Here is a 23,521-nt window from a genome sequence, read left to right on the forward strand (position 1 = left end):
TATGACTTACTATAACAAAAGATCACATTCAGTTTTTTATCATCGTTATCATATAGTATGGATAACGAAATATCGCTATAAGGTACTTACTTACGACATAAAAAAACGTGTTCGGGAACTAGTGTTACAGGTAGCTGAGGAAATGAGTATAAAGATAGAAAATGGCGTTGTATCAAGCGACCATGTCCATATATTTGCAAATATTCCTCCGCATATTAAAATTAGTGAATTTGTTCAGAAAGCTAAGGGAAGATCATCTAAAAGAATACAGGAAGAATTTCCGATACTAAAAAAGAAATACTGGGGTAGACATTTATGGGGCAGAGGATACTTCAGTTCAACTAGCGGTAATGTTACAGATGATATGATTAACGAATATATCAACAAACACACTGACGCTCATGAGACCGACTTTACTTCAAATATTAGGCTAGAATGAGCTTTAGCTTGATAAGCGACTTCTAGTCGCAAAGATCAAACTTTCATCTCTCAGATGAAAGTGGTTGATTTAAGTTTTTCTGAGTAAGTAATTTTTCTGGACAAAATTTGGCATATTTAGAAAGGTTAGTTAACAAACTTAACAGCTTAAAAGGGCTTGCCTTTTTAGAAGATTTTTTATGTTTTTCATAGTCAATTAGATAGCTAAAGTTATCTAATAACTCATTTTCCCTATCGAAAGCAGTTGTTACAAGAGATTTAATCTTTGGCCCGATTTGTTCACTGAGATGCCTTTCTATTTTTTTAATTTCTTTCTTTACCGATTTATCAGAGTTGTTGAGTTCTTGTATCTTCTCGAACCTGAAAAATTTAACTGTATCCATAATTAAGTCTATTGTTTCTAGAATAATCGTTAGGGGGATGTTTTTTATGTCTATAATTTTTAAAAACTCACTGCAATGAGTCTCAATTTCAATTGGTTCTAAAAATTGTAAATTTTTTTTTAAAATTCCTACCTGATCATCATTAAAGCGCCTCTCACAAAAATTAAGAATCTTTTTTGTTGATTGTAAAAATAATAGCTTTTTTTCTAAGTTATAGTGTGCTAAATCGCTTAAATATAATAACTCGGTATCCGTCATAGTCTCCTCTATAACATATCCTAGAATGATATTTATTATCTTGTTTTTACCGAGAGAATCTGTTTCATGTTGGAAATAATTATTTAAAAAATTAATAGCATGGCTAAAGAAGTCAGCTTTTAGCCAGTTAGGATAAAAACTAACTGTTTCAGATTCCTCTACAGGTATATCTTTATAAGTGCGGGTAGATAAAATTTTTATCGCTAAATTCGTACAGTCTAGTTGTTTTTGGTAATGGTTGTTTAATCTGAAAGCAGTATTATCACCAAAATAGTCTAATACAATTAAGCTTACTTGTTTATCAAAAAATAAGCCAATAATTTCACTTAAGTTTTTTGGTTGTGAGTTTTGAAAAGACTTTTTTCCAATTTTTATTATTGTATTGCTGCCGTCACTGGATAATGCCTGTTTATCCAAGTTCGTGTCTTTTATAAAACGTCCGAAACCAACTTTTATTTGTTGAACTAGACTTTCTTTGTATACTTTTAACTGCGAAAGTAAAAAATCCTTATCACCTTTGTTAACAAAGGTGTTATAAAATAACCAATAATTTTTGGTTAAAGGTTCTACCTTATCTAATAATTTAGCTAAATCATTTACTTCTTGCCCTCCCAGGAAGCCGAATATACCACTGCCATCAGCAGGCAATTTTGCTTTCTTAATCATCTTTACGAGAGATCCGTCTGTGATTTTGTGCTGTCGTACAAATTTATCAACGTCTAACCAAATCTTAAGTTTTCCTCTTATTTTAAGTAGTAATTGCAAAGGTTCTGCAAGTGCATCTATTTGACTTCTGTACAATTCTTGATCCCAAGTAAAAACACTTTTGGAATTTTCCTGTAAGTTTTTTACTACACCTAAAATGTTATCCAGATCACCTGCTTTATCGGGTAGCTTTGTAACTATTGATAAATTTTGTGTTGATTCTTTTAAGAAACTTTTTCGTAAAACTATTTCCTTTTTTATGTAGTTTATAAAAATTTTATCTACAAAATTATCTGAAATGTAAATTAAGTTTGTTGTAGGCATTTTTACCGATAAGCTATCGATTACGTTAAGCCAATCTGGTTCTATCTCTAATGTTGAATACTCCGGTAAAGAACCCAATACATCAACCATTTCAACTGGGTTTAATGGTTCTGGGGTTGTTAATTTGTGGAGTTCTATTTCTAAGGAAGATATTTCATTTTTTAGGTTTTTATATCTTTCTTTTGTGTTTTTGTTATTCAAATCTTCAATATTACTAAAGTCTTTGATTAAAATTTTTTTTTGACTTATTTTGCCAATAAGATGTTCTATATCTTTTTTCTTTTGTTGTTTTCTTGATATTATTTTTTCTGCCTTTTCCTTTGCCAACGTAATTTTTTCCTTTTGTCCTGTTAATTTAGGATCATGTGACTTAGACAAAATACTAATCATTTTCTCTAAAGCTTTGACAGTATCCTGATTTATTGTAACTTCTGGTTTCTTATTTCTTGATTTGTGTTCGAACAATTGCAAAAAAGCACGTTTCATAAAATTCTCCGGTATGCTGTTATTTTAATCTTAAATGCTAAAAATATCAAAAATCTTAACTTTAAGTTGTATAACTTCTGGGGGATTATTATAAAAATACTTTTAAAGGTCAAGTTAAATCTTTGATTTAACTTATTACTCCTAAAATAACTTATAGCTGTATAAATACTAAAATTTGAAGGGGTCTAATTGTGAGATATCGTTGCTATCAAGATAGAGCTTTTGGGGTAAGGAAATTTTTGCCAAAAAGCCATTTTCGGTAGGATAAAAAATTGATATTAGGCTGCTTGCTTTTTCGGAATTGCTTTTTTTACTTAAAATATTTATCAATTTTGTCAGTTCGCTCCTATTTTTAGGATATAATTTGAGATCATATGTTATATTTTTCATAATATCTTCTATGGAGGAGAAGCTTCTAGCAGTAATTTTTGCTCCTCCTTTATCAATAAACACATCACACGTAACTATTACGGATTCTCGTAAATTCATTAAGTGCGCGTAATCTCGCATAATTTCTTCGTTATATATGGTAACTTCTATTATACCTTGAGGGTCAGAGAGCATTATAGTTACAAATCGCCCACGTTGGGACATCCTAGAGTCCTTTTTAATTATAACTCCGGCAAGTTTTACTAGGTAAGAGCCTTCTTTTAGGTCGTTTTTGATATAAACTGAATTTTTTATTCCGCATGTTTCAAATATTGAAGTATGTCTTGATAATGGGTGTTTATCCAAGAAAAGTCCCATTACTTCAAATTCATGGTAAGCTAGTTCTTCTTCGGTAAGCTCCTCTGTATTATTAATTAAAATATCTTCGCTTACTTGATTAACTTGTATTAAACTAAATTGACTGGATTTTTTTTCAGTATGGTACGAAAGGCTATATGCCATTAATTTTTGTACACTCATAAGCAGAGTATGCCTATTGGAATGAAGAGAATCAAAACATCCAGCTTTAATAATATTTTCCAGTAATTTACGATTAATTAGCTTGGGAGGAGTTCTTTCAATAAAATCAATTATACTTTTAAATTTTCCGCCTTTTTCTCTTATCTTTTCCATTTCGTGGCCAAAATTAGCAGTAACGCTTTTAATAGCTCCGAAAGAAAATATAATTGATTTAGAAGCATCTTCATTTTTTCTAATTCTAAAATAGCCATTAGATTCATTAATTGAGGGGACAATAATTTTAATACCGAAAATTTTTGCCTCTTGTAGAAAGATATTGATTTTATCGCTGTTATCAATATCCAGATTCATTGCCGCTACCAAAAATTCGGCAGGGAAATTGGCCTTTAAAAAAGCTGTTTGATAGGAAATAACGCCGTAAGCCGAAGCGTGCGCTTTGTTAAATCCGTAACCTGCAAATTTTGCTACTTTTTCGAATATTGATCTCGCTTGATCAGCAGGAATGTTATTTTTTATTGCCCCACTGACAAAAATCTCTTCTTGCGCATCCATTTCGCTTTTTACTTTCTTACCCATAGCACGTCTTAGCAAATCAGCAGAACCAAGGCTGTATCCAGATAATTTACGAGCTATTTCCAATACCTGTTCCTGATAAATAATAACTCCATAAGTGGATTTCAGAATCGGCATAAGTAATGGATGCAAATAATCAGCCTCTTGTTTACCGTATTTACAGGCTATAAATGCCGGAATATTATCCATAGGGCCTGGACGGTAAAGAGCGCCAAGGGCAATAATATCATCGATGTTATCTGGCTGAAGTTTTCTAAGAGTATTTTTCATGCCGATACTTTCAAACTGGAAGACACCACTTCCTATCCCTTTTGAAAGCATATCAAAAGTTTTTTTATCATCTAATGGGATTTTTTCTAGTTCAATATTAATTCCTTGTTGTTTAAGCAACTCAAGGCATTTTGTAATGACAGTAAGTGTCTGTAGGCCCAAAAAGTCAAATTTAATAAGACCGGCTAATTCACAATATTTCATGGAATATTGCACTATTAACATGTCAGAATTGTTATCTTTATACAATGGTACGTTCTTTATCATATCTTCATTCGCAATCACGATACCGGCGGCATGAGTTGAAGAATGTCGATGCAGACCTTCTAGAACAAGAGCGGTATCTAGAACCTGTTTGATTAGCTCGTTATCCCCGTTTAGATTATACAGACCCCGACCTGCTGCTGCTTCCCCAAGTTCTGGAACTTCATCGATAGCTTGTCTTAAGGTAACAGGATTTACAGCATTAAAAGGCACAAGTTCGGTTAAATAATCTGCAGCATTATAACTAAGTCCTAAAACGCGCGAAACATCCTTGATTACGGCTTTTGCTTGCAACTTACCGAATGTAATGATCTGTCCTACTCTTCCTTTCCCATATTTATTCCTAACATAAGATATTACTTCTTCCCGTCGCTCCTGGCAGAAATCTATATCAAAATCAGGCATTGAAACTCGCTCAGGATTTAAAAAACGCTCAAAAAGCAAGCCGAATTTTATAGGGTCAAGATCGGTAATCTGTAAACACCATGCTACAATAGAACCAGCTCCAGATCCCCGACCGGGACCTACTGCAATCCCATTTTCCTTACTCCACCTGATAAAATCGGAAACTATCAAAAAATATCCTTGGAAGTTCATTTTACAAATAATATCCAGTTCATATTCAAGTCGGGTAAAATATTCGCTGCGAATTATAGCTTCTTGCTCTTTGGAAATATTGTCTAAAGCAAACTTAACGTCTAGTTTTTGCTGCAGCCCTTTTTTTGATTCTTGCCTAATAAGATCTTCCTCAGAAATACTACCGTCAGTAAAATTTGGCAAAGCCGGATTCTTAGCTTCTGCCATTACATAAATTCTTTGAGCTAAATTTATGCTATTTTCGATTGCCTCTGGTAAATCAGAAAATACATCGATCATTTCCTCAGCGCTTTTGAAATAACACTGATTACTTACTCTTTTCCTGTTTTGTTCATCTTTTACAACTCCTTGAGAAATACATAATAACGTATCATGTGCCTCGTGCATTTTTATATCGCTGAATAAGACCTGATTTGTTGCGATTAAAGGAATTGAAAGCTCATTTGCTATTTTAAGGTAGGGCGCTTCTATTTGTTTTTCATCAGCTAAATTATGCCGCATTATCTCGAAATAGAATCTATTACCGAAAATCGAAACTAATTTTCTAGCTTCTTCGGTGGCTGTATCATAATTTCCGTCTAACAATAACTTTCCGACTATACCTTTAGTATAAGATGATAAAACTATCAGACCTTCATTATATTTTTTTAAGTCATTAAGGCTTATATGGTTACAAATTTTGCGATCGTTTTTAATAAAACTATAGCTTACTAATCTTAGCAAATTCTTATAACCTATCTGATCCTTTGCGATTACAAGGATCTCAGCAAAGTCTTGCTGAGAGATTCTATTATTAAAAGAAATGTTTAAAATGACACCGCATATAGGTTGTATACCAGATTTACTTGCTTCTAGGGAAAACTCTAATGACGCAAATAAATTACCTCGATCCGATAAACAAACAGCACTCATCCCGTGTTTCTTTGTAAGAGCTACAAGATCTTTAACTTTTATTGTACTTTCGAGCATTGAATAAGAACTTTGTGTACGAAAGTGGATGAATTTATCGTGAGGCTGGATCATCGCTGCTTAGAATTCTGAATCTATTTTTATTTGATTATAGTGTAAGAAGTTACTTAATCAATATCGATTATACTTCGTTAGAGTAAGCCAATTATTTTATCATCTATTTTAAATCATCTCCGCTAGCTTATTTAGACGATTAGGAAGAATTTTTATAAATTATGAAAATTTTTGTGGACAAGCTGTTTTTGAGTTATTATAATCAACCATAGGTACAAATAGCTGGTTTGTATCTACCCTAAGGTTAAGAAGGGTGTTACCTTTCTTCTTGAACTACATTGGCATATGTCAATGTAAGGGTTATTAGTGGTGATTCCCTGAAAACATCCGATCTTTCCCAAGTAAGAGTATTAACAGAGGGGGGTCATCACTTCTTTTTTAACAAGTATCAGTTTATTTTTAGTTTTTTAAAGAAATTATTTTTAAAAAACCTTACAGTTTGTCTTTACAACTTGCACTATTAATACAATAAATCAACTTGTACGTTTTTCAAGATTTTACTGGATTTTATTTATCTATCATCATATAAGTTTAAAAGTAATACTTAAATTGAGATCGTTATGGATAAAGAAAGAGCACTTGCAGCTGCGCTTAGCCAAATAGAAAAAAATTATGGCAAAGGTTCGGTAATGAAATTAGGCCAACGCCAGGAAATGAATATTGAAGCTATCCCAACAGGGTCTTTAGGACTGGATGTAGCGCTAGGTATTGGCGGTATACCGAAGGGAAGGATTATAGAGATTTTTGGTCCTGAAAGCTCAGGAAAAACTACTTTAACGCTGCATATAATCGCAGAAGCCCAAAAAAAAGGCGGAACTTGTGCATTTATTGACGCTGAACATGCTCTTGATCCAGTTTATGCCAAAAAAGTGGGGGTAAATACCGATGAATTAATTATTTCTCAGCCAGATACTGGTGAGCAGGCTTTAGAAATTACTGATACTTTGGTTCGTTCCGGTGCTGTTGATTTGGTAGTTATAGATAGTGTAGCAGCACTTGTTCCGAAAGCGGAAATTGACGGTGAAATGGGGGATTCCCATATGGGTCTGCAAGCAAGGCTCATGAGCCAAGCTCTGAGGAAATTAACAGCTTCTATATCCAGAACGAATTGTGTAGTGATTTTTATCAATCAAATCAGGATGAAAATAGGTGTAATGTTTGGTAGTCCTGAAACTACCACTGGAGGTAATGCTCTTAAGTTTTATGCTTCGATTAGAATGGATATTAGACGTATTGGGTCAATTAAGGATAAAGAAGAAGTTGTCGGTAACCAAACAAGAGTGAAAGTGGTTAAGAATAAGGTAGCACCACCGTTTAGAACTATAGACTTTGACATTATGTACGGATCTGGTATTTCAAGAGAAGGAGAAATTATTGATATTGGAGTAAAATACGATTTTATTGAAAAATCAGGCTCTTGGTTTTCTTACGGTGATGTAAGAATAGGGCAGGGGAGGGAAAATGCTAAACAATATATGAAAGACAATCCAGCAGTTGCTGAGGAGTTATCAGAAAAAATAAAAACTCAATTACTTAGTTCTCCGGCAAATTTTGTTTTGGCAGAGGATATGGTAAATGGTAATGACGAATAATCAGGAATATTAATTAGGTGAGATGATGACAAATTTAAATGGAAAGACAGCTTTTATTACCGGAGCTAGCGGTAGTATTGGTAGAGCAATAACAAAAAAATTACACGGTCTTGGTGCTTATGTGTTTATCAGCGGCAGTAACGAGGGGAAACTAGTAGAACTAGGTAAGGAACTAGAAAATAATTATGCTATAAAGATTTGTGATTTATCAGATGTTAAGGCAGCAGAACAGCTAATAACTGATATAGACAAACTTGACATTCTGGTTTGTAATGCCGGTATAAATCGTGACAATTTGGCGATAAGAATGACAGAAGAAGATTTCGGAGCGGTAATTGATGTTAACTTAAAAACTAATTTTGTTTTAAATCGAGAAGCAATAAAAAAAATGATGAGAAGTAGATATGGTAGAATCATAAACATTTCTTCTGTTGTCGGTGTTGCGGGTAATCCAGGTCAGGCCAATTATTGTGCATCTAAAGCCGGATTAATAGGTATGACAAAATCTCTGGCTTATGAAGTTGCAAGTAGAGGTATTACTGTTAATGCTGTTGCCCCTGGTTTTATTACCTCAAATATGACGGACGCTTTAACTGACGCTCAGAAAGAGATAATTACCCAAAAAATACCAGCAAAGGTTCTTGGAACTCCTGATGATGTTGCCAATGTTGTTGCTTTCTTAGTGAGTCCGGAATCTTCCTATATTACTGGTCAAACTATTCATGTTAATGGTGGTATGCTTATGGTTTAAATATAGAAGAATCGTAAGAATCTAGAATGATTTAATATCTTTGGAGAATTTTAAAACAACTAATAATTGACCAGCATAAATTTATTTTTATTCTAGCAAAAAGATTTTTTTTGTGCTAAAAGATTGAAACTAGGATTTTGCCTTAACGCAGAATAACAAATTATGAAAACGATAATGAGGTTTGTTTATGAGTGATAATATCGAACAGAAGATAATTAAAACTGTTGCTGAGACTCTTAGGATAGATGAAAGCACTATTTCTCCAGATTCAAAGTTTGTTGACGATCTCGGAGCAGATAGCTTGGATTTAGTTGAGCTAATGATGGCAATAGAAGCTGCTTTTGAATGCGATATACCAGACGATAAGGCAAGTAAAATTACCACCGTAGCAGATGCGGTAAAGTATGTTGAAACACATATAAATGCCTAAAGATTAAAGCTTTTTTATAAGCTTTGTATTAAAGTTTAAAAACGTTATGAACTAGTCGCAGTTTTCGTTTAAATAATCGCAAGATATTTTAGATTATATATTTAGGAATATCTTGCTTATGGATGTAAATGTGATTTGAAAAAAAATAAACGATATTAATATGTCTACTAAAAGAGTAGTGATAACTGGCGTTGGAATGATAACTTCCTTAGCTATGAGTGTTCCTAAGAGCTGGTCTAGAATTCTAGCAGGGGAGAGCGGGGTAAAAAAGATTACGACTTTTGATACTGAAAAACTACCCTGTAAAATTGCTTCAGAAATTCCTGAGTTTAATGCTGAGGATTATATCAATCCAGGCGATGTAAGGAAAATGGATAGGTTTATTCATTTTGGAATAGCAGCTGCAATAGAAGCTGTGGAGGATTCCAATATTCTACCGCAAACAGATTATGACAAGGATAGGACAGGAGTAATAATTGGTTCTGGCATAGGAGGCCTTAGTACTATTGAAAAAACTTCTGTTGAATTTCACAATTCAGCGAGGGGAAAAGTGAGTCCTTATTTTATTCCTGCCTCGTTAGTAAACTTACTTTCCGGTCACGTATCAATCAAATACGGTTTTGCCGGACCAAATAGTGCTGTTGCTACTGCGTGTTCCACTGGTGCTCATGCAATTGGCGATGCCTCAAGGATGATCAAGTATGGCGATGCTGATGTGATGATAGCGGGAGGGGCTGAAGCTCCTATTACCCCTACAGGAGTAGCTGGGTTTATTGCAGCCAGGGCTCTTGCTACAAGTTTTAATGACAATCCTACTGAAGCCTCAAGACCTTGGGATCAGGGCCATGATGGTTTTGTTATGGGTGAGGGGGCTGGCGTTGTAGTTCTTGAAGAATATGAACATGCCAAGGCCAGAGGTGCGAAAATCTATGCCGAAATAATCGGTTATGGATTAACTAGTGATGCCTACCATATTACTGCTCCAAATGGCCGAGGAGCTTATCGGGCTATGGAAAATGCCTTAAAAGATGCAAAAGTTACACCGGAACAAATAGATTATATTAATGCTCACGGAACTTCTACCAAAATTGGAGATGGGGTTGAACTGAATGCAGTGCAAACGTTGTTTGCAAATAACAAAAACTTCAGTATGTCTTCAACAAAATCTTCTATAGGTCATTTGCTTGGAGCAGCAGGTAGTGTAGAGGCAATATTTACCGCTCTAGCCATTAGAGACCAAATAGCTCCTCCTACCATTAACTTACATAATCCTATCGAAGATGTTAAAATAGATTTAGTTCCTTTAAAAGCAAAGGAAAGAGAAATCACTTACGCTTTAACTAACTCTTTTGGTTTTGGCGGTACAAATGCTAGCTTGCTATTAAAAAGGATATAATTTACTTTTTTAAATTACACAAATGTGATTTGTATATCTTCTTAGCCTTGAAATAAAAAATCATGAACGTAGAGCATGAAAATATTAGCACTTTTATACACAGGAAAGCAAGAATTGCTGATTTGCATCAAATTATAGAGCTTCTCTTAGAAGATGAGCTTGGCGGGGCGGGCAAGAGAATCATAATCAGCTGAACTTGATAAAAATTACATAAAAGCAATTTTAAAAAATCGATAGCGACCCAAATCAATATTTAATGGTGGTAGAAAACGGCGATGAAATTATCGGTACTTGCCACCTTACTATTATACCATCGCTCACTTTTGTCGGCAGTACCCGTATGCAAATAGAAGCTGTGCGAGTCTTAGGTAAATACAGAGACCAGAAAATAGGAAGCTGGATGTTTGACCAAGCAATTAGTTATGCCAAAGATATGGACGTTTCTATTATTGGTCTTACAACAAATAAAAAGAGAGCCCAAACAAAACATTTTTATGAAAAACTTGGCTTTTAGGCAAGCCACGAAGGTATGAAATTATATTTGAGAAAGATTTATGAAAATTCATTTTTAAAAAGTAACGGATGCTCAGATATACAACTCTGCCTATTCTAAAGTGAGATTTTATAATCCTTTTGTAAGTTCATCATAGCGTTTAAGCTTTATAAGTACTTTTTCTAAATTACTTAATTCAAGCATACAAGGTCCATCACTTGGGGCATTAATAGGGTCTTGATGAGTTTCTATAAATATTCCTGCAACTCCTGCAGTTACAGCGCATTTCGCTAATAGCTCGATGTATTGCTTTTGTCCACCGCTGCTAGAACCGATACCTCCAGGTTGTTGTACCGAATGGGTAGCATCAAAGAAGACAGGAGCTCCTGTTTCTGCCATGATCGGCAAAGCCCTCATGTCTGATATTAAGCTATTATAGCCAAAGCATGTTCCTCTTTCAGTTAAAATAATGCCGGTCGCATTAAAAGCCTTTAATTTTTCATAAACATTTTTCATGTCCCAAGGTGCAAGAAATTGTCCTTTCTTAACCTTTACGATTTTACCGGTTTTGGCAGCCGCCATTAGCAAATCTGTCTGTCTACATAAAAAAGCGGGAATCTGTAAAATATCTGCAACCTCTGCGGCTAGAGAACATTGTGCTTCATTATGAACATCTGTTAAAATAGGACAGCCAATTTCAGATTTTACCTTCTGTAATATCTTAAGGCCTTTTTCTATTCCTGCCCCTCTTGGACTATTTACAGAAGTTCTATTTGCTTTATCATAAGATGATTTATAAATAAAAGGGATATTTAGCTTATCGGTTATTTTTTTTATGCTGCTTGCCATAAATAAAGCATGATCAAGGGTTTCTATTTGGCAGGGACCGGCAGCTAAAGTAAAAGGTAGATTATTTGCAATCTTAACATTTCCTATTTTTATTATATTTACCATAAATATATTTATTTTTTTTAAGATTAGGTTTTGCAAAATAGAAGCTTTGTGGAAACGCTTATTTAGCTATTGGTATAGTTTCTTCTTCTACTCTTTGGTTGTTTTCGTTGTGTTCAATTTTTTCTAATTTCGTGGCAAAATCGTTGTGCTTTTGCGTGGATAAATTAGCAAGTATAATAGCATTCACAAAAAACACTATTGCTAATATTATTGTTGTTCTAGTTAAGAAATTGGCAGCAGAGCGACCACTCATTATTCCCATATTATTGCCACCGCCACCAATGCCGCTTAAACCATCTGTACTGGTTTTTTGCAGCAGAATCACGACAACAAGTAGCGCAGCAATGATTAAATGAACAAATAGAAGAGTATTTAACATATTTTTCAAATAAATATTGGTTATTTACGAATTTAAAATTTTAAACAATTTATCTTTATTTAAAGAAGCCCCTCCTACTAATATACCGGAAATATCCTTTATATTGATTATATCTTTGCAGTTTTCAGAGTTTACCGATCCACCATACACTAGCTGCATAGTTTTTGCAACAATACTCTGGTATTTGGTTTTTATTAATTCCGCTACTTCAGTTATTTGCTCGATTGTCGGGGTAATTTGGGTTCCAATTGCCCACACAGGTTCATAAGCGATGATCATTCTTTTATCTGTTTTAGGTAGGGATTCTTCTAGCTGAGTTAATAAAAATTCTTTATAACTACCGCTATTACGAAGCGCTTCAGACTCTCCTATGCAAATGATAGGAGTTATTTGATTTTCAATACAAACTTCTGCTTTTTTTCTGACTATTCCGTTAGTTTCTCCGAATAAAGTTCTTCTCTCGCTATGACCTATTAAAGAGTAATTAACCCCGCAGCTTTTAAAAAATTTAGCTGAACTTTCTCCTGTATAAGAACCAAAAGCATTTTTGACGCTTACGTCTTGGGCGCAAAAACTTAATTGTTGGTAGTTTTGTGCAAGATAGGCAATATAAGGGGTAGGAGAGGCGATAATTAATTTATGGCAATTATTATGCTCAGATAAGAATCTGGTAAGATTTGATGCCTCTTTAAAGGTCAAATTCATTTTCCAGTTTGCTATAATCAGTTGTTCCATAGGAAAAATTCCTTGCAGTTATGTGATTTGCTATCTATTTTATAAATTAAATAAATAAGAAGTAAATTGTAATTTTTATGTTAATCAAATTTCGGAAAAGTGCTGATAATATTTTTGTTAAGATATTACTGGGTTTAATTGCTCTAAGCTTTGTTGGAATCGGCGCGTCTAGTTTCCTAAGCGGCAATAAGAGCGGAGATATAGTTACTTTCAGTAAAACGGAATCTATTCCTATTGAAACTTTTTTAGCTGTTAAAGCAAAAGAAATAGAAGTTTTGCAGCGTGAGAACAACATAAATCTTACTGAAGAACAGATCAAAGCTTTAAATCTTGATCAGCAGATAATAACAAGTCTAATAAACGAATCAATGATTAGCTATCTTGCTAAAATATATGATCTGGAAATTAGTGATGAAACGGTCATAAGTTTTGTTAAAAAAATACCTTATTTTAAGAATAAAAATGGTAATTTTGATTTAAAGTTATTCAAGGCGGCTTTCCATAATTCCCAGAGAATGGAAGATGAGTATCTAGAAAATCTAAAGAAAAGTTTAATTAAAAATTCTTTGCTTGATATATTTATGCAATCTTTTCAACCTCCTAAAATAATGATCAATAATATGATCAATTATATGGCTGAAACTAAATATTTTGACATTGTTAGTATAGATTTAGCTAATAAAAAAAATGTTACTTCAGTTGAAAAACCAGACAGTAAAGAGCTTGAGGATTTTTATAAAAATAATGAAAGTAACTTTGTACTACCGGAACTAAGAAGCTTTGATTATATAACGATTGATAAAGATTTTTTTGCTAAAAAACTCGATCTAGGAGAAAAGGAAACGCAGGCTTATTATGAAGCAAATAAAAATGAATTTGATAATAAACCTTATTCAGTGGTTAAAGAAGAGATACGGGAAATATTACAAACTACGAAGCTAGAAGACCTAATAACGCAATTTTCTAAATCTCTTGAAGAAGAAGTAGCATCAGGTTTAACTTTAAAGGAAATTGCCGCAAAACATGGTATAAAAGTTTCTAATATGAAACCTATTAGCAAGGATGTTTTGGTTGAGGATAGTAATTTAAATATTTCAGAAATTGCTGATTCAGTTTTTGAAATGCTGGAGGGAGAAGTTTCTTATCCTTTAGAGTTATCAAATCAAAATAAAATTGTTCTTGGAGAACTAGTTAAGATAACCCCTTCGCGAAAACAAGAATTTGAAGAAGTAAAAGATCAAATTTCTTCTATACTCCAGGCAAAAGCTATTGCTGGTGAAAATATTAAGATTCTTGAGCAAGTACAAAAAAATTATCAAGAGAAAAAGGTAAATTTAGAATTGTTAAAAAATAAAGGTATAGTAGTGGAGAGTAACAAATCTATGACTCGGGCTGATTTCGGCATGAAAGAACAAATGAATCCTGAATTAGCATATTTAATCTTCAAAACTGAAAAAGGGCAGATAACTAGCTTAGTTAAAGATGGCAATAAAGCCTATTTTGCTTTTATTAAAGATAACAAAATAGATTTAAATAAAGCAAAGAAAATCAAGGAGAAGTCTTTAATTCAGATCCAAAATACCATTAAGGAGGGTATTATGCAGGAGCTAATAGGATATCTTGCCGAACAGAACGACGTAAAAGTGAAGATGTAATGCTTATAAAGAAGGTTTACGGCAGTTAGAGAAATGCATGATAGATAAAAAAGCTACTAATATTGAAAGTGTTGATTTTGGAGATGCGATTTCCGAGCGTTACCTTTCGTATGCGTTATCAACAATTATGTCTAGGTCGCTACCCGATGTTAGGGACGGATTAAAACCGGTGCATCGAAGGTTACTCTATGCAATGCTGAAATTAAGACTTGATCCAACTTCTGGTTATAAAAAATGTGCAAGGGTAGTTGGGGATGTAATTGGTAAATACCACCCTCATGGGGATACGGCGATTTATGATACTCTTGTTAGATTAGCGCAAAATTTCTCTTTAAGATATCCACTTATAGATGGCCAAGGTAATTTCGGGTCGATTGACGGAGATAACGCAGCTGCTATGCGTTATACTGAATCACGAATGACTGAAATTTGCACTATGCTTATGGAGGACATAGATAAGGACACGGTGAATTTTCGCCCTACTTACGATGATTCTGATACTGAACCAGAACTAATGCCTGCAGCTTTCCCCAACTTACTTGCTAATGGTTCTGAAGGAATAGCTGTTGGGATGGCAACTAGTATTCCCCCGCATAATTTACATGAGTTATGTGATGCGCTTATTTACTTAATTGATAATTCTGGTGTTAATAAAACTGAAGAAATAATGAAGTTTATTAAAGGACCGGATTTTCCGACCGGTGGTATAATCATTGATTCTCCAGATATCATAATCCAAGCCTATAAAACTGGCAGAGGAAGTTTTAGAGTTAGAGCCCGCTGGGAAAGAGAAAATTTTAGCCATGGTCTGTACCAAATTGTTATAAAGGAAATTCCTTATCAAACTCAAAAGTCAAAATTAATCGAGCATATTGCCAACCTACTTAGGGATAAAAAGTTACCGCTTATCGGTAATATTAGAGATGAATCTACCGAAGAAATAAGAATTGTTATAGAGCCCAAAGGAAGAAACTGCTTACCTGAAATTGTTATGGAATCTCTCTTCAGGCAGACAGCTCTTGAGTCTCGTATTCATTTAAACATGAATGTCCTTGCCTCTGATAAAGCTCCACGAGTAATGAATCTTCTTGAAGTGCTAAAAGAATTTCTGTCCTATCGCCAGATAATAGTAACAAGGCGTACCAAATTTGAAATAAAAAGGATAGAAGAACGACTTGAGATACTTGCCGCTTTAAAAATTGCTTATCTCAATATTGACGAAGTTATAAGGATTATCAGAGAGGAAGATCATCCCAAACAAGAAATGATGGCACAGTTCAAAATTACTGATACGCAAGCTGAAGCTATTTTAAATATTAAACTTAGATCTCTTAGAAAACTAGAAGAAGAACAAATTAATTCTGAGCATGATGAACTTCAGAAGAAACACGAGGGGTATTCCCAGGTTTTAGACGACCCAAAAAAATTATGGCAGTTAATTAAAAATGAGCTGAAAATTTTGCAAAAGAGATTTGGCTTAAATACCAGCCTAGGAGCACGCAAAACTACTTTTGAACAAATAGAAGGTGCTGCTCAAGTAGTGGATATTTCTGCTTTTATTGAGAAAGAGCCTATTACTATTATCTGTTCTAAAATGGGGTGGATTCGCAGTATGAAAGGTCATAATCTAGATTTAAGCCATATCAAATATAAAGAAGGAGACGAGGAACAATTTAATATAGAGACTTACACTACCGATAATATAATTATTAGCGCTGCTAATGGCAAGTTTTTCACCATTCTTGCTGATAATATTGCTAAAGGTAAAGGTTCAGGAGAATCAATAAAATTAATGATTGAAATAGAGAACAATGAAATAGTAAATATTATACCATATAAATCTCGTCAGAAAATATTAGTGGCTGCAAGTAACGGTAAAGGTTTTATAGTAAACTCAGATGATGTAATTGCCGGTACAAAAGGAGGAAAACAAATCATGCAAATAACCGGTGATCATAAATGTATTATGTGCAAGCCTTTAGATAAAGGAGATATGGTAGCAGTAATCGGTACTAATCGGAAGTTAGTAGTATTTGCAATTGAGGAAATACCAGAGCTCAAAAGAGGGCAAGGTGTGGCCTTGCAGAAATATCGAGATGCCGAGCTTAGTGACCTGAAAGTATTTAATTCTGGAGAGGGGCTTTCTTGGACACTGGGGAATAAAACTCGTCTTAAAACGCAGATAATGTCTTGGCGAGCTAAACGCGGTAGTATAGGAAAAATGCCCCCAACAGGCTTTCCTAAAGATAATAAGTTTAGTTAAAATTATTATCTGACCAAAACGTAGTTAATGATTCTTAATTATATTTAGACAATAATTTATACAACATAACTGATTATATACTACCTAATCTACGACTTAAATAAACTGGTTTTACTTTTTTCTCCTATTTTAAAAAGGTTATATTTCTAATTATTATCAAAGAATCAAAATAATAAGTTGACTTTTGTTAATACTTGAACTAAAACTGCATTGCAATAAGTTAACAAAAATAAATAACTGGAGAACGTAATGTTTAATATAGTTAGTAGACTTACTACATATTTACCAAAAAGCCCAAGTGGAACAACTTTCCAAAAACTTATTAATAAACAAAAGTTCTGGCAAAAAGTAGAGACTAATGCAACGATCTTAACTAGTACAGTGGCAGGTGGGATAATTGCTTCTCAAGCTTACAATACAGCTCTTATACCTAGTGTTGTCGGTAAGGCAATAGGCGGAGTTGCTACACTTAGCGGATACTGGTATGGTTACAAAATTAAAAAATCATATGATAAAGAAATCGAAGTTCTAGAGAATTTAAAAGCATTGACAGACAAAGAAGGAATGTTTTTAGCAACAGCTGATATAGAAGATATTAGCGATGTATCAACTTGGACCAATATAGCAATAATAGATAGAAATAATATCGATATTAGTACAGGCCATGTTATTGAGGGTAGTCATGCAAAAAAAATAACCAATCCATTTACTTTGCAAGCTATTGTCAAAACACAATATGACCAAAATGATAATATGTCATATACAATAGTAGGCAGGGAAATCCAGGAAACTGATACACAACTAATATCAAGATTTGTAGAAACTGAAGATGGACTGAAAGTTTACAGCAATGAGATTATAGAAGATGTCCCTGTTGTATATCTTACTGATGGGGATATTTATAGGCAAGTGCTTAAAGAGTACGGGAATCACCAGGATGGTCAGGCACTTTTAGTGAAAGCTCTTGCCCTTAAGCTTTCAGACCAGAGTGTTGACGGTTATGTGAAAGAAAAGTTGGCAAATTTTAAGACAACAAAATGGAGTTTTAAAAGTTACGAGGCTCAAACTAAAGAAGAAGTAGCAAGGCTTGAAGATGAATATAATGAGTTACAAGCTATAGCAAAAGACTATAAAGATCGTCTTAAAGCAATTGAGCCAATGGATAGAAGTGAACTAGATATTGGTGGTTCTTTTGAGGATAATACAGATGATGTTGCTATTGCCGGAGATCATGGTAACCATGAAGATTTGCTAGATGCTATTGCATAATTTCTGTTTCAATTATAATTGAATTACAGCTAATTCTAACCATAAAGGAAATCCAGAAAAATAATTCTTAAATCTGGATTTCTTTTTTTTATGTTAAAAACAGTACAATTTGCCTTAAATAATGGTTATTGCCTGCTTTAACCAAATTTATTTCACTGTATAAAATTTATTCCGGTAGTATCGCTAGGTGGTCCTGATTCCATAGATCGTGATAAAGACTGGGGTCGATATTTCCTCCAGAAATGAGGATAAGAATAGTTTTTTTGGCACTATTTTCTTTCAGCCAATTATATGCAGCTGCCATACTAATAGCTGCGGAAGGTTCGCAAGTAACCTTTGTTGTTTGCATAAGCCATGCGGTCCAATAGTAAATTGATTCTTCACTACAGGTGCAAAAACCATCCAATTTTTTTAAATAATTAAATGTCCTTTGGCATATTGAAAGAGCTCTAAGGCCATCGGCTATGGTTTTGGGAGAATCGTCAAATCGGTTAATTTCTCCAGATTGTAATGATTTGTAAGCATCGTTGGCAATTTCAGGTTCAGCACCAATGAGTTTTGAGGAAGGAGATAATAAGTTCTTGGCCAGATAAGTTCCAGCAAGTAACCCGCCTCCTCCACAGGAAGCAAATATTGCATCTGGCATTTTGAGATTACGCTTTTTCATTTCTATTAAAGCTTCGTAACACATAGTACCAGCTCCAGCTATTGTCTGGTCATCGTCAGAAGGATGTAAATAATAAAAACCGTTATCTCCATCTTTTTTTGATAAGCTCTCTGCTTCTAAGCGGGTTTTTACTTCCATTACCTCAGCCCCGTAATATTTAGCAATTCTTTTTTTGATAGGAGAAACGTTTTGTGGTAAATACACTCTTGCATGAATTCCAAATAATTTAGCAGTATAGGCCATGGCAAGTGCATGATTACCTGTGCTATAAGCAACAATTTTGCCAGGCATTTTATTGCTTTCTTTAAGAGCCAGAAGATGGTTAAGTACGCCTCTTATTTTAAAAGAACCGGTTTTTTGCGTCGCATCCATTTTAAAATAAACCTGACTACCTACTATTTTATTTAAGGTCTCAGAATATAAAAGAGGAGTATTATGAACGTAACCGCTAATTCTGTTATAAGCCTTTGCAACCATATCTGGAGTTTGCACTAGAAATCCTATTTTTAGTTTTTATATTCTGCTTAAATAAGCTACGCTAATAATTTAGCGAGAGCAGCTACTTGATTTTGTTAAGTGCTGCTATTATATAGCTTATAATCTATTAAATATATACATAATTTTTTTTATAAAGGGTAACAAAATAATGAGCAATGAGAAGAAAACTTTACCATTATTAACTCTGAGGGATTTAATAATTTTCCCCGGTACCATTGCTCCAGTTTTTATCGGTAGGGAAAAGTCATTAAACGCTTTGTTGGCTGCAAAAAAAATAGAAGACGGTCAGCATATTCTTCTAACTACTCAAAAAAAACAAGATATTGAAGATCCAAGTACAAGTGATTTATTTAAAATTGGAGTATTAGCAAAAATTATCCAAACGGTTAAATTACCGAATAATAATGCAAAAATTCTTGTTGAGGTAACAAACCGAGTAAAATTAGTGCACATTGAAGATAAAGAGATTTTTGTCGCTGACTATTTAATCATTCCTGATTCAGAAGTGAATAACCTGGAAGCTTTAAATAATGCTACTGCACACATAATGGAAGAATTCCAAGAATATGCAAAGGGTAATAAGAAAATAAATCTAGAAGTTTTAAATATCCTTAACCAACAAAAAAACCCTAGCTATATAACCAACTTAATAGCCTCCCATTTAGAAATTAAGCTAGATCTTAAACAAAGTCTGCTTGAGCAGGTAGATATTCTAAAAAGAGCAGAAATGCTTCTAGAAATTATCATGCGAGAATCCATGCAAATTGATACCGAGCAGTTAATACAGCAAAGAGTAAAAAAACAAATTGAAAAAACTCAGAGGGAATTTTACTTAAATGAACAAATGAAAGCCATCCAACAAGAGATGGAGGGTGGTAGTGAAAGATCTGATTTTTTTGATCTCGATAAAAAAATAAAAAATCTTAAACTTTCTAAAGAAGCAAGAGAAAAAGCTAATGCAGAACTAAAAAAACTTAAGATGATGAACCAGATGTCGGCAGAATCATCGGTAGTTAGAAATTATCTCGACACTTTGCTTTCAATGCCCTGGGGAAAAACTACTAAGGCTACGATCGATATAAACAAGACTGAGATGATATTAAATCGTGATCATTACGGACTTAAGAAAGTAAAAGAAAGAATAGTTGAATATCTATCTGTTTTGAAACGTTCACGCAAAATTAAAGGACCAATACTTTGTTTTATAGGCCCTCCTGGGGTTGGTAAAACATCTTTGGTAAAATCAATTGCTGAAGCAATGGGTAGAAAGTACTGTAAGTTTGCTCTCGGAGGAGTTAGAGATGAAGCTGAAATCAGGGGGCATCGTAGGACTTATCTTGGTTCTATGCCGGGTAAAATTATTACCTTGATTAAGAAAACGAAAGTAGATAACCCGGTGCTTTTGCTTGATGAAATTGATAAAATGAGTGCTGATTTTAGAGGAGATCCTGCTTCAGCTTTACTGGAAGTGCTTGATCCTGAGCAAAATGCGCATTTTGCTGATCACTATCTAGAAGTAGAATATGATTTATCAAATATAGTATTTATTGCTACGGCAAATTCCTATGATTTACCAAGAGCTTTACTTGATCGTATGGAAATTATTAATATCGCTGGGTATATAGAAGAAGAGAAATTGCAAATAGCCAAAAACCATTTAATACAAAAGCAGTTAAAGCTTCATGGGATGAAACCTAATGAGCTAATTATTCCCGATGAAACTATTCTCGAATTAATTAGATATTATACTAAAGAAGCAGGTGTTAGGGCTCTAGAAAGAGAAATTGGGGCATTAGCTCGAAAAGTTCTGACCAGAATTTTAAAAGACAAAAAGTTGAAATCAGTAACGATAAATCCGTCAGACTTGGAAGAATATCTCGGTGTTAAAAAATACAGATTCGGCTTAGCAGCAGAAGAAGATCAAATAGGGAGTACTACAGGTCTTGCTTATACTGAAGTCGGAGGTGATTTACTTACTATTGAAGCAGTTTCTTTTCCAGGTAAAGGAGGAGTAAAAGCTACGGGCAAACTTGGTGAAGTAATGAAAGAATCAGCGGATGCGGCTTATAGCTGCTTTCTTTCTAGAGCGAAACAGCTTGGACTTGAGGAAAAAGATTATAAGGAGGTAGATATCCATATACACGTTCCAGAAGGAGCGATCCCGAAAGACGGACCATCTGCTGGTATTGCTCTATACACCACTATTGTTTCGCTCATGACTAAAAAACCTGTTAAGAAAACACTTGCAATGACCGGAGAAATTACTTTAAGAGGGAAAGTGTTACCTATTGGGGGGCTTAAAGAAAAATTACTTGCCGCTAGTAGAGGGGGAATTAAAACCGTTCTGATTCCTATTGATAATGTAAAAGATTTGAAAGAAATACCAGAGAATATTAAAAATACCCTTGAGATTATTCCAGTAGCAAAAATTGAAGAAGTATTAAAAAACGCCCTTGTGTAGAAAAGGGCTTAAGGTTATAAAGTCAAAATCTTGGTGTATGTTAATTCGTATTTTTACCTTTCTTTAATTTATCGTAAATTGTCATAGCCTCAGTAATAAAACCGCTAGGACTTGATAAGTTTGCAGGCAAGATTACTGTATTTGATTCTTTAGCTAGATGAGCAAAAGACTCTACGTATTGCTGAGCAACCTTTAAAGAAACAGCTTCTGATCCTCCATCTTTTTTAATGGAACTAGCTACAACTTCTATAGATTTGGCAGTAGCTTCGGCTACAAATAAGATAGCTTCTGCTTCTCCTTTCGCTCTGTTAATTTGATCAGTATAAGCCGCTTCTGAGGTAAGAACAACTTGAGCTTTCTCGCCCTCGGAAATGTTGATCTGAGCTTGCCTGTGACCTTCGGATTCTAGGATTTTCGCTCTTTTTTGGCGTTCAGCGGCTACTTGCAATTCCATGGCTTGTAAAATCGATTTAGGAGGTTGTATATCCTTAATCTCATATCTCATACATTGGATACCCCAGTTAACGGCAGCAAGATTTATAGAAGTAACGATTGCATGATTTAAAGTTTCTCTTTCTTCAAAAGTTTTATCCAGCTTTAATTTCCCTATTTCTGAGCGCATCGTAGTTTGAGCAAGTTGTGATATGGCGTAATACGGATTACTTACCCCATATGATGCTGCAACCGGATCAACGATTTTCACGTATAAAACCCCGTCAATTGAAAGGGTAACGTTATCCTGCGAGATTGCTGTCTGGGCATGAACATCGATTGCTTGTTCTTTTAATGTGTGTTTATAGGCGATGTTTTGAACTATAGGAATTATAATAGTTAGGCCAGGTTCAAGTACTCGATCAAATTTACCTAAATTTTCAAGTACCCACGCTTCCTGTTGAGGAACAATCTTGATCATTTTAACTAGCAATATGATGGCAAGTACCCCAAAAATTAGCAGCAATATTTCCATAACTATTCTCCCCCGAGCGAAATTTAATTAAGATTTTTATCAGTAGTAGTGACTATATCATGGTTTTTATTAATTTACCCTTAAAATTATCAATATAAGAAATAGTTTTTTAAAGTTAAAAAACTATTTACCTTATATTTCTATAAAAATTAAATAATTCTTATAATTTATTATTAAGTGATGCAAATATCACTTGACGAAGCAAAAATATAAGTTTATTTTCCAAATTATTCCATAAATACCCATGTTAACCCATTTTTTACCAATTTTGTGTTAGCCTTTGTTGGTAGGTGAGATTTTTGTATAGGTAAAATGAATATTTTTCTTTCAAAGTATCAAAACAAAATTGACAAAAAGGGAAGAGTGTCTATTCCTTCTGCATTTAGATCGGTGTTATCTGAAGATAAATTTAACGGTATTATCATTTACCCTTCCTTTAAAAATAATTGTATTGAGGCCTGTAGTATGGCTCGTCTTCAGGAAATATACGGAATAATCCAGAAGTTAGATCCATATTCTGAAGAAAGGGATGCTTTTGAAACGATCGTAATGGGAGAGTCTATCCAATTACAGTTCGATAATGAAGGGAGAGTTATTATTCCGGCTCATTTAATGCAGCAGGTAGGAATTACCGAGCAGGCCGTTTTTGTGGGTAAAGGATTAGTTTTCGAGGTCTGGGATCCGGTTGCTTTTGATGCTCATTTAAAAACTGCCAAAGCGGTAGCTCAAAGCAATAGATTTATACTGAAGAACCAAGAAAATTCGGGAGTAGGGGCATGAA

The 23,521-nt window shown here is 34.1% G+C and carries 19 protein-coding genes; 12 read left to right on the forward strand and 7 right to left on the reverse strand.

Annotated elements, in window-relative coordinates:
* Position 1: 1 nt before the first annotated feature.
* Positions 2 to 439 (forward strand): IS200/IS605 family transposase, encoded by a 438-nt coding sequence (gene tnpA / locus N3Z16_RS07975; protein WP_282485546.1) that lies wholly within the window; start codon positions 2 to 4, stop codon positions 437 to 439.
* Positions 440 to 482: 43 nt separating this feature from the next.
* Here the strand turns inward: tnpA and N3Z16_RS07980 are convergent, their stop codons facing one another.
* Together N3Z16_RS07980 and dnaE are read right to left on the reverse strand one after the other, a co-directional pair.
* Complete coding sequence (locus tag N3Z16_RS07980) at positions 483 to 2,594, reverse strand: hypothetical protein (protein WP_282486087.1); 2,112 nt, start codon at positions 2,592 to 2,594, stop codon at positions 483 to 485.
* A 168-nt stretch (positions 2,595 to 2,762) separates the two neighbouring features.
* Positions 2,763 to 6,230, reverse strand: a complete 3,468-nt coding sequence (gene dnaE / locus N3Z16_RS07985) for a DNA polymerase III subunit alpha (protein ID WP_282486088.1) — start codon at positions 6,228 to 6,230, stop codon at positions 2,763 to 2,765.
* 560 nt (positions 6,231 to 6,790) lie between these two features.
* On the opposite strand from dnaE, the gene recA reads away from it, so the two are divergent.
* The 6 genes from recA to N3Z16_RS08015 all read left to right on the forward strand — a co-directional run bounded on the left by recA (position 6,791) and on the right by N3Z16_RS08015 (position 10,913).
* Positions 6,791 to 7,822, forward strand: a complete 1,032-nt coding sequence (gene recA / locus N3Z16_RS07990; protein WP_282486089.1) for a recombinase RecA — start codon at positions 6,791 to 6,793, stop codon at positions 7,820 to 7,822.
* A gap of 25 nt (positions 7,823 to 7,847) precedes the next feature.
* Positions 7,848 to 8,573, forward strand: a complete 726-nt coding sequence (gene fabG / locus N3Z16_RS07995; protein WP_282486090.1) for a 3-oxoacyl-ACP reductase FabG — start codon at positions 7,848 to 7,850, stop codon at positions 8,571 to 8,573.
* 187 nt (positions 8,574 to 8,760) lie between these two features.
* Positions 8,761 to 9,003, forward strand: coding sequence for an acyl carrier protein (gene acpP, locus N3Z16_RS08000; protein ID WP_282486091.1), 243 nt, complete (start codon positions 8,761 to 8,763; stop codon positions 9,001 to 9,003).
* Between the two features lie 160 nt (positions 9,004 to 9,163).
* Positions 9,164 to 10,399, forward strand: coding sequence for a beta-ketoacyl-ACP synthase II (gene fabF / locus N3Z16_RS08005; RefSeq protein WP_282486092.1), 1,236 nt, complete (start codon positions 9,164 to 9,166; stop codon positions 10,397 to 10,399).
* Positions 10,400 to 10,461: 62 nt separating this feature from the next.
* Positions 10,462 to 10,593, forward strand: a complete 132-nt coding sequence (locus tag N3Z16_RS08010) for a hypothetical protein (protein ID WP_282486093.1) — start codon at positions 10,462 to 10,464, stop codon at positions 10,591 to 10,593.
* Between the two features lie 35 nt (positions 10,594 to 10,628).
* Positions 10,629 to 10,913 (forward strand): GNAT family N-acetyltransferase, encoded by a 285-nt coding sequence (locus N3Z16_RS08015; protein ID WP_223938804.1) that lies wholly within the window; start codon positions 10,629 to 10,631, stop codon positions 10,911 to 10,913.
* Between the two features lie 108 nt (positions 10,914 to 11,021).
* On the opposite strand, the gene kdsA is transcribed toward N3Z16_RS08015, so the two are convergent.
* The 3 genes from kdsA to tpiA are packed head-to-tail and all read right to left on the reverse strand — an operon-like array spanning position 11,022 to position 12,960.
* A complete protein-coding gene (gene kdsA, locus N3Z16_RS08020; protein WP_282486095.1) occupies positions 11,022 to 11,846 on the reverse strand; it encodes a 3-deoxy-8-phosphooctulonate synthase in 825 nt (274 codons plus the stop codon).
* 58 nt (positions 11,847 to 11,904) lie between these two features.
* On the reverse strand, positions 11,905 to 12,225 hold the full coding sequence (gene secG / locus N3Z16_RS08025; RefSeq protein WP_223938787.1) for a preprotein translocase subunit SecG: 321 nt from the start codon (positions 12,223 to 12,225) through the stop codon (positions 11,905 to 11,907).
* Positions 12,226 to 12,249: 24 nt separating this feature from the next.
* Entirely contained in the window at positions 12,250 to 12,960 is a 711-nt protein-coding gene (gene tpiA, locus N3Z16_RS08030; RefSeq protein WP_282486096.1) for a triose-phosphate isomerase, read from the reverse strand.
* Positions 12,961 to 13,037: 77 nt separating this feature from the next.
* On the opposite strand from tpiA, the gene N3Z16_RS08035 reads away from it, so the two are divergent.
* The 3 genes from N3Z16_RS08035 (at position 13,038) to N3Z16_RS08045 (ending at position 18,147) form a co-directional block, all read left to right on the forward strand.
* Positions 13,038 to 14,615, forward strand: coding sequence for a SurA N-terminal domain-containing protein (locus tag N3Z16_RS08035; protein WP_282486097.1), 1,578 nt, complete (start codon positions 13,038 to 13,040; stop codon positions 14,613 to 14,615).
* A 37-nt stretch (positions 14,616 to 14,652) separates the two neighbouring features.
* Positions 14,653 to 16,878: a DNA topoisomerase IV subunit A gene (parC, locus tag N3Z16_RS08040; RefSeq protein WP_282486098.1), complete on the forward strand. Its 2,226-nt coding sequence runs from the start codon at positions 14,653 to 14,655 to the stop codon at positions 16,876 to 16,878.
* A gap of 249 nt (positions 16,879 to 17,127) precedes the next feature.
* Positions 17,128 to 18,147: a hypothetical protein gene (locus N3Z16_RS08045; RefSeq protein WP_282486099.1), complete on the forward strand. Its 1,020-nt coding sequence runs from the start codon at positions 17,128 to 17,130 to the stop codon at positions 18,145 to 18,147.
* Positions 18,148 to 18,313: 166 nt separating this feature from the next.
* Here N3Z16_RS08045 and N3Z16_RS08050 read toward each other — a convergent pair whose 3' ends face one another.
* On the reverse strand, positions 18,314 to 19,318 hold the full coding sequence (locus N3Z16_RS08050; RefSeq protein ID WP_282486977.1) for a serine/threonine dehydratase: 1,005 nt from the start codon (positions 19,316 to 19,318) through the stop codon (positions 18,314 to 18,316).
* Positions 19,319 to 19,460: 142 nt separating this feature from the next.
* On the opposite strand from N3Z16_RS08050, the gene lon reads away from it, so the two are divergent.
* A complete protein-coding gene (gene lon / locus N3Z16_RS08055) occupies positions 19,461 to 21,773 on the forward strand; it encodes an endopeptidase La (protein ID WP_282486101.1) in 2,313 nt (770 codons plus the stop codon).
* 40 nt (positions 21,774 to 21,813) lie between these two features.
* Here the strand turns inward: lon and N3Z16_RS08060 are convergent, their stop codons facing one another.
* Positions 21,814 to 22,740 carry an SPFH domain-containing protein gene (locus N3Z16_RS08060; protein WP_282486103.1) on the reverse strand — a complete coding sequence of 309 codons (927 nt, stop codon included), beginning with the start codon at positions 22,738 to 22,740 and terminating at the stop codon, positions 21,814 to 21,816.
* A gap of 312 nt (positions 22,741 to 23,052) precedes the next feature.
* Between N3Z16_RS08060 and N3Z16_RS08065 the strand changes: the two genes are divergently transcribed.
* Positions 23,053 to 23,520: a division/cell wall cluster transcriptional repressor MraZ gene (locus tag N3Z16_RS08065; protein WP_223938800.1), complete on the forward strand. Its 468-nt coding sequence runs from the start codon at positions 23,053 to 23,055 to the stop codon at positions 23,518 to 23,520.
* The last annotated feature ends 1 nt before the right edge of the window (position 23,521 follow it).

Source organism: Candidatus Megaera polyxenophila, from assembly GCF_029982035.1.
GTDB classification, from domain to species: domain Bacteria; phylum Pseudomonadota; class Alphaproteobacteria; order Rickettsiales; family Rickettsiaceae; genus Megaera; species Megaera polyxenophila.

Excerpts from the sequence above, each read along its gene's own strand:
- dnaE (WP_282486088.1), bottom strand. The coding sequence starts at position 6,230 with ATGATCCAGCCTCACGATAAATTCATCCACTTTCGTACACAAAGTTCT.
- N3Z16_RS08010 (WP_282486093.1), top strand. The coding sequence starts at position 10,462 with ATGAACGTAGAGCATGAAAATATTAGCACTTTTATACACAGGAAAGCA.
- recA (WP_282486089.1), top strand. The coding sequence starts at position 6,791 with ATGGATAAAGAAAGAGCACTTGCAGCTGCGCTTAGCCAAATAGAAAAA.
- N3Z16_RS08045 (WP_282486099.1), top strand. The coding sequence starts at position 17,128 with ATGTTTAATATAGTTAGTAGACTTACTACATATTTACCAAAAAGCCCA.
- N3Z16_RS07980 (WP_282486087.1), bottom strand. The coding sequence starts at position 2,594 with ATGAAACGTGCTTTTTTGCAATTGTTCGAACACAAATCAAGAAATAAG.
- tpiA (WP_282486096.1), bottom strand. The coding sequence starts at position 12,960 with ATGGAACAACTGATTATAGCAAACTGGAAAATGAATTTGACCTTTAAA.
- N3Z16_RS08035 (WP_282486097.1), top strand. The coding sequence starts at position 13,038 with ATGTTAATCAAATTTCGGAAAAGTGCTGATAATATTTTTGTTAAGATA.
- acpP (WP_282486091.1), top strand. The coding sequence starts at position 8,761 with ATGAGTGATAATATCGAACAGAAGATAATTAAAACTGTTGCTGAGACT.
- fabF (WP_282486092.1), top strand. The coding sequence starts at position 9,164 with ATGTCTACTAAAAGAGTAGTGATAACTGGCGTTGGAATGATAACTTCC.
- secG (WP_223938787.1), bottom strand. The coding sequence starts at position 12,225 with ATGTTAAATACTCTTCTATTTGTTCATTTAATCATTGCTGCGCTACTT.
- tnpA (WP_282485546.1), top strand. The coding sequence starts at position 2 with ATGACTTACTATAACAAAAGATCACATTCAGTTTTTTATCATCGTTAT.
- parC (WP_282486098.1), top strand. The coding sequence starts at position 14,653 with ATGATAGATAAAAAAGCTACTAATATTGAAAGTGTTGATTTTGGAGAT.
- N3Z16_RS08065 (WP_223938800.1), top strand. The coding sequence starts at position 23,053 with ATGAATATTTTTCTTTCAAAGTATCAAAACAAAATTGACAAAAAGGGA.
- N3Z16_RS08060 (WP_282486103.1), bottom strand. The coding sequence starts at position 22,740 with ATGGAAATATTGCTGCTAATTTTTGGGGTACTTGCCATCATATTGCTA.
- lon (WP_282486101.1), top strand. The coding sequence starts at position 19,461 with ATGAGCAATGAGAAGAAAACTTTACCATTATTAACTCTGAGGGATTTA.
- kdsA (WP_282486095.1), bottom strand. The coding sequence starts at position 11,846 with ATGGTAAATATAATAAAAATAGGAAATGTTAAGATTGCAAATAATCTA.
- fabG (WP_282486090.1), top strand. The coding sequence starts at position 7,848 with ATGACAAATTTAAATGGAAAGACAGCTTTTATTACCGGAGCTAGCGGT.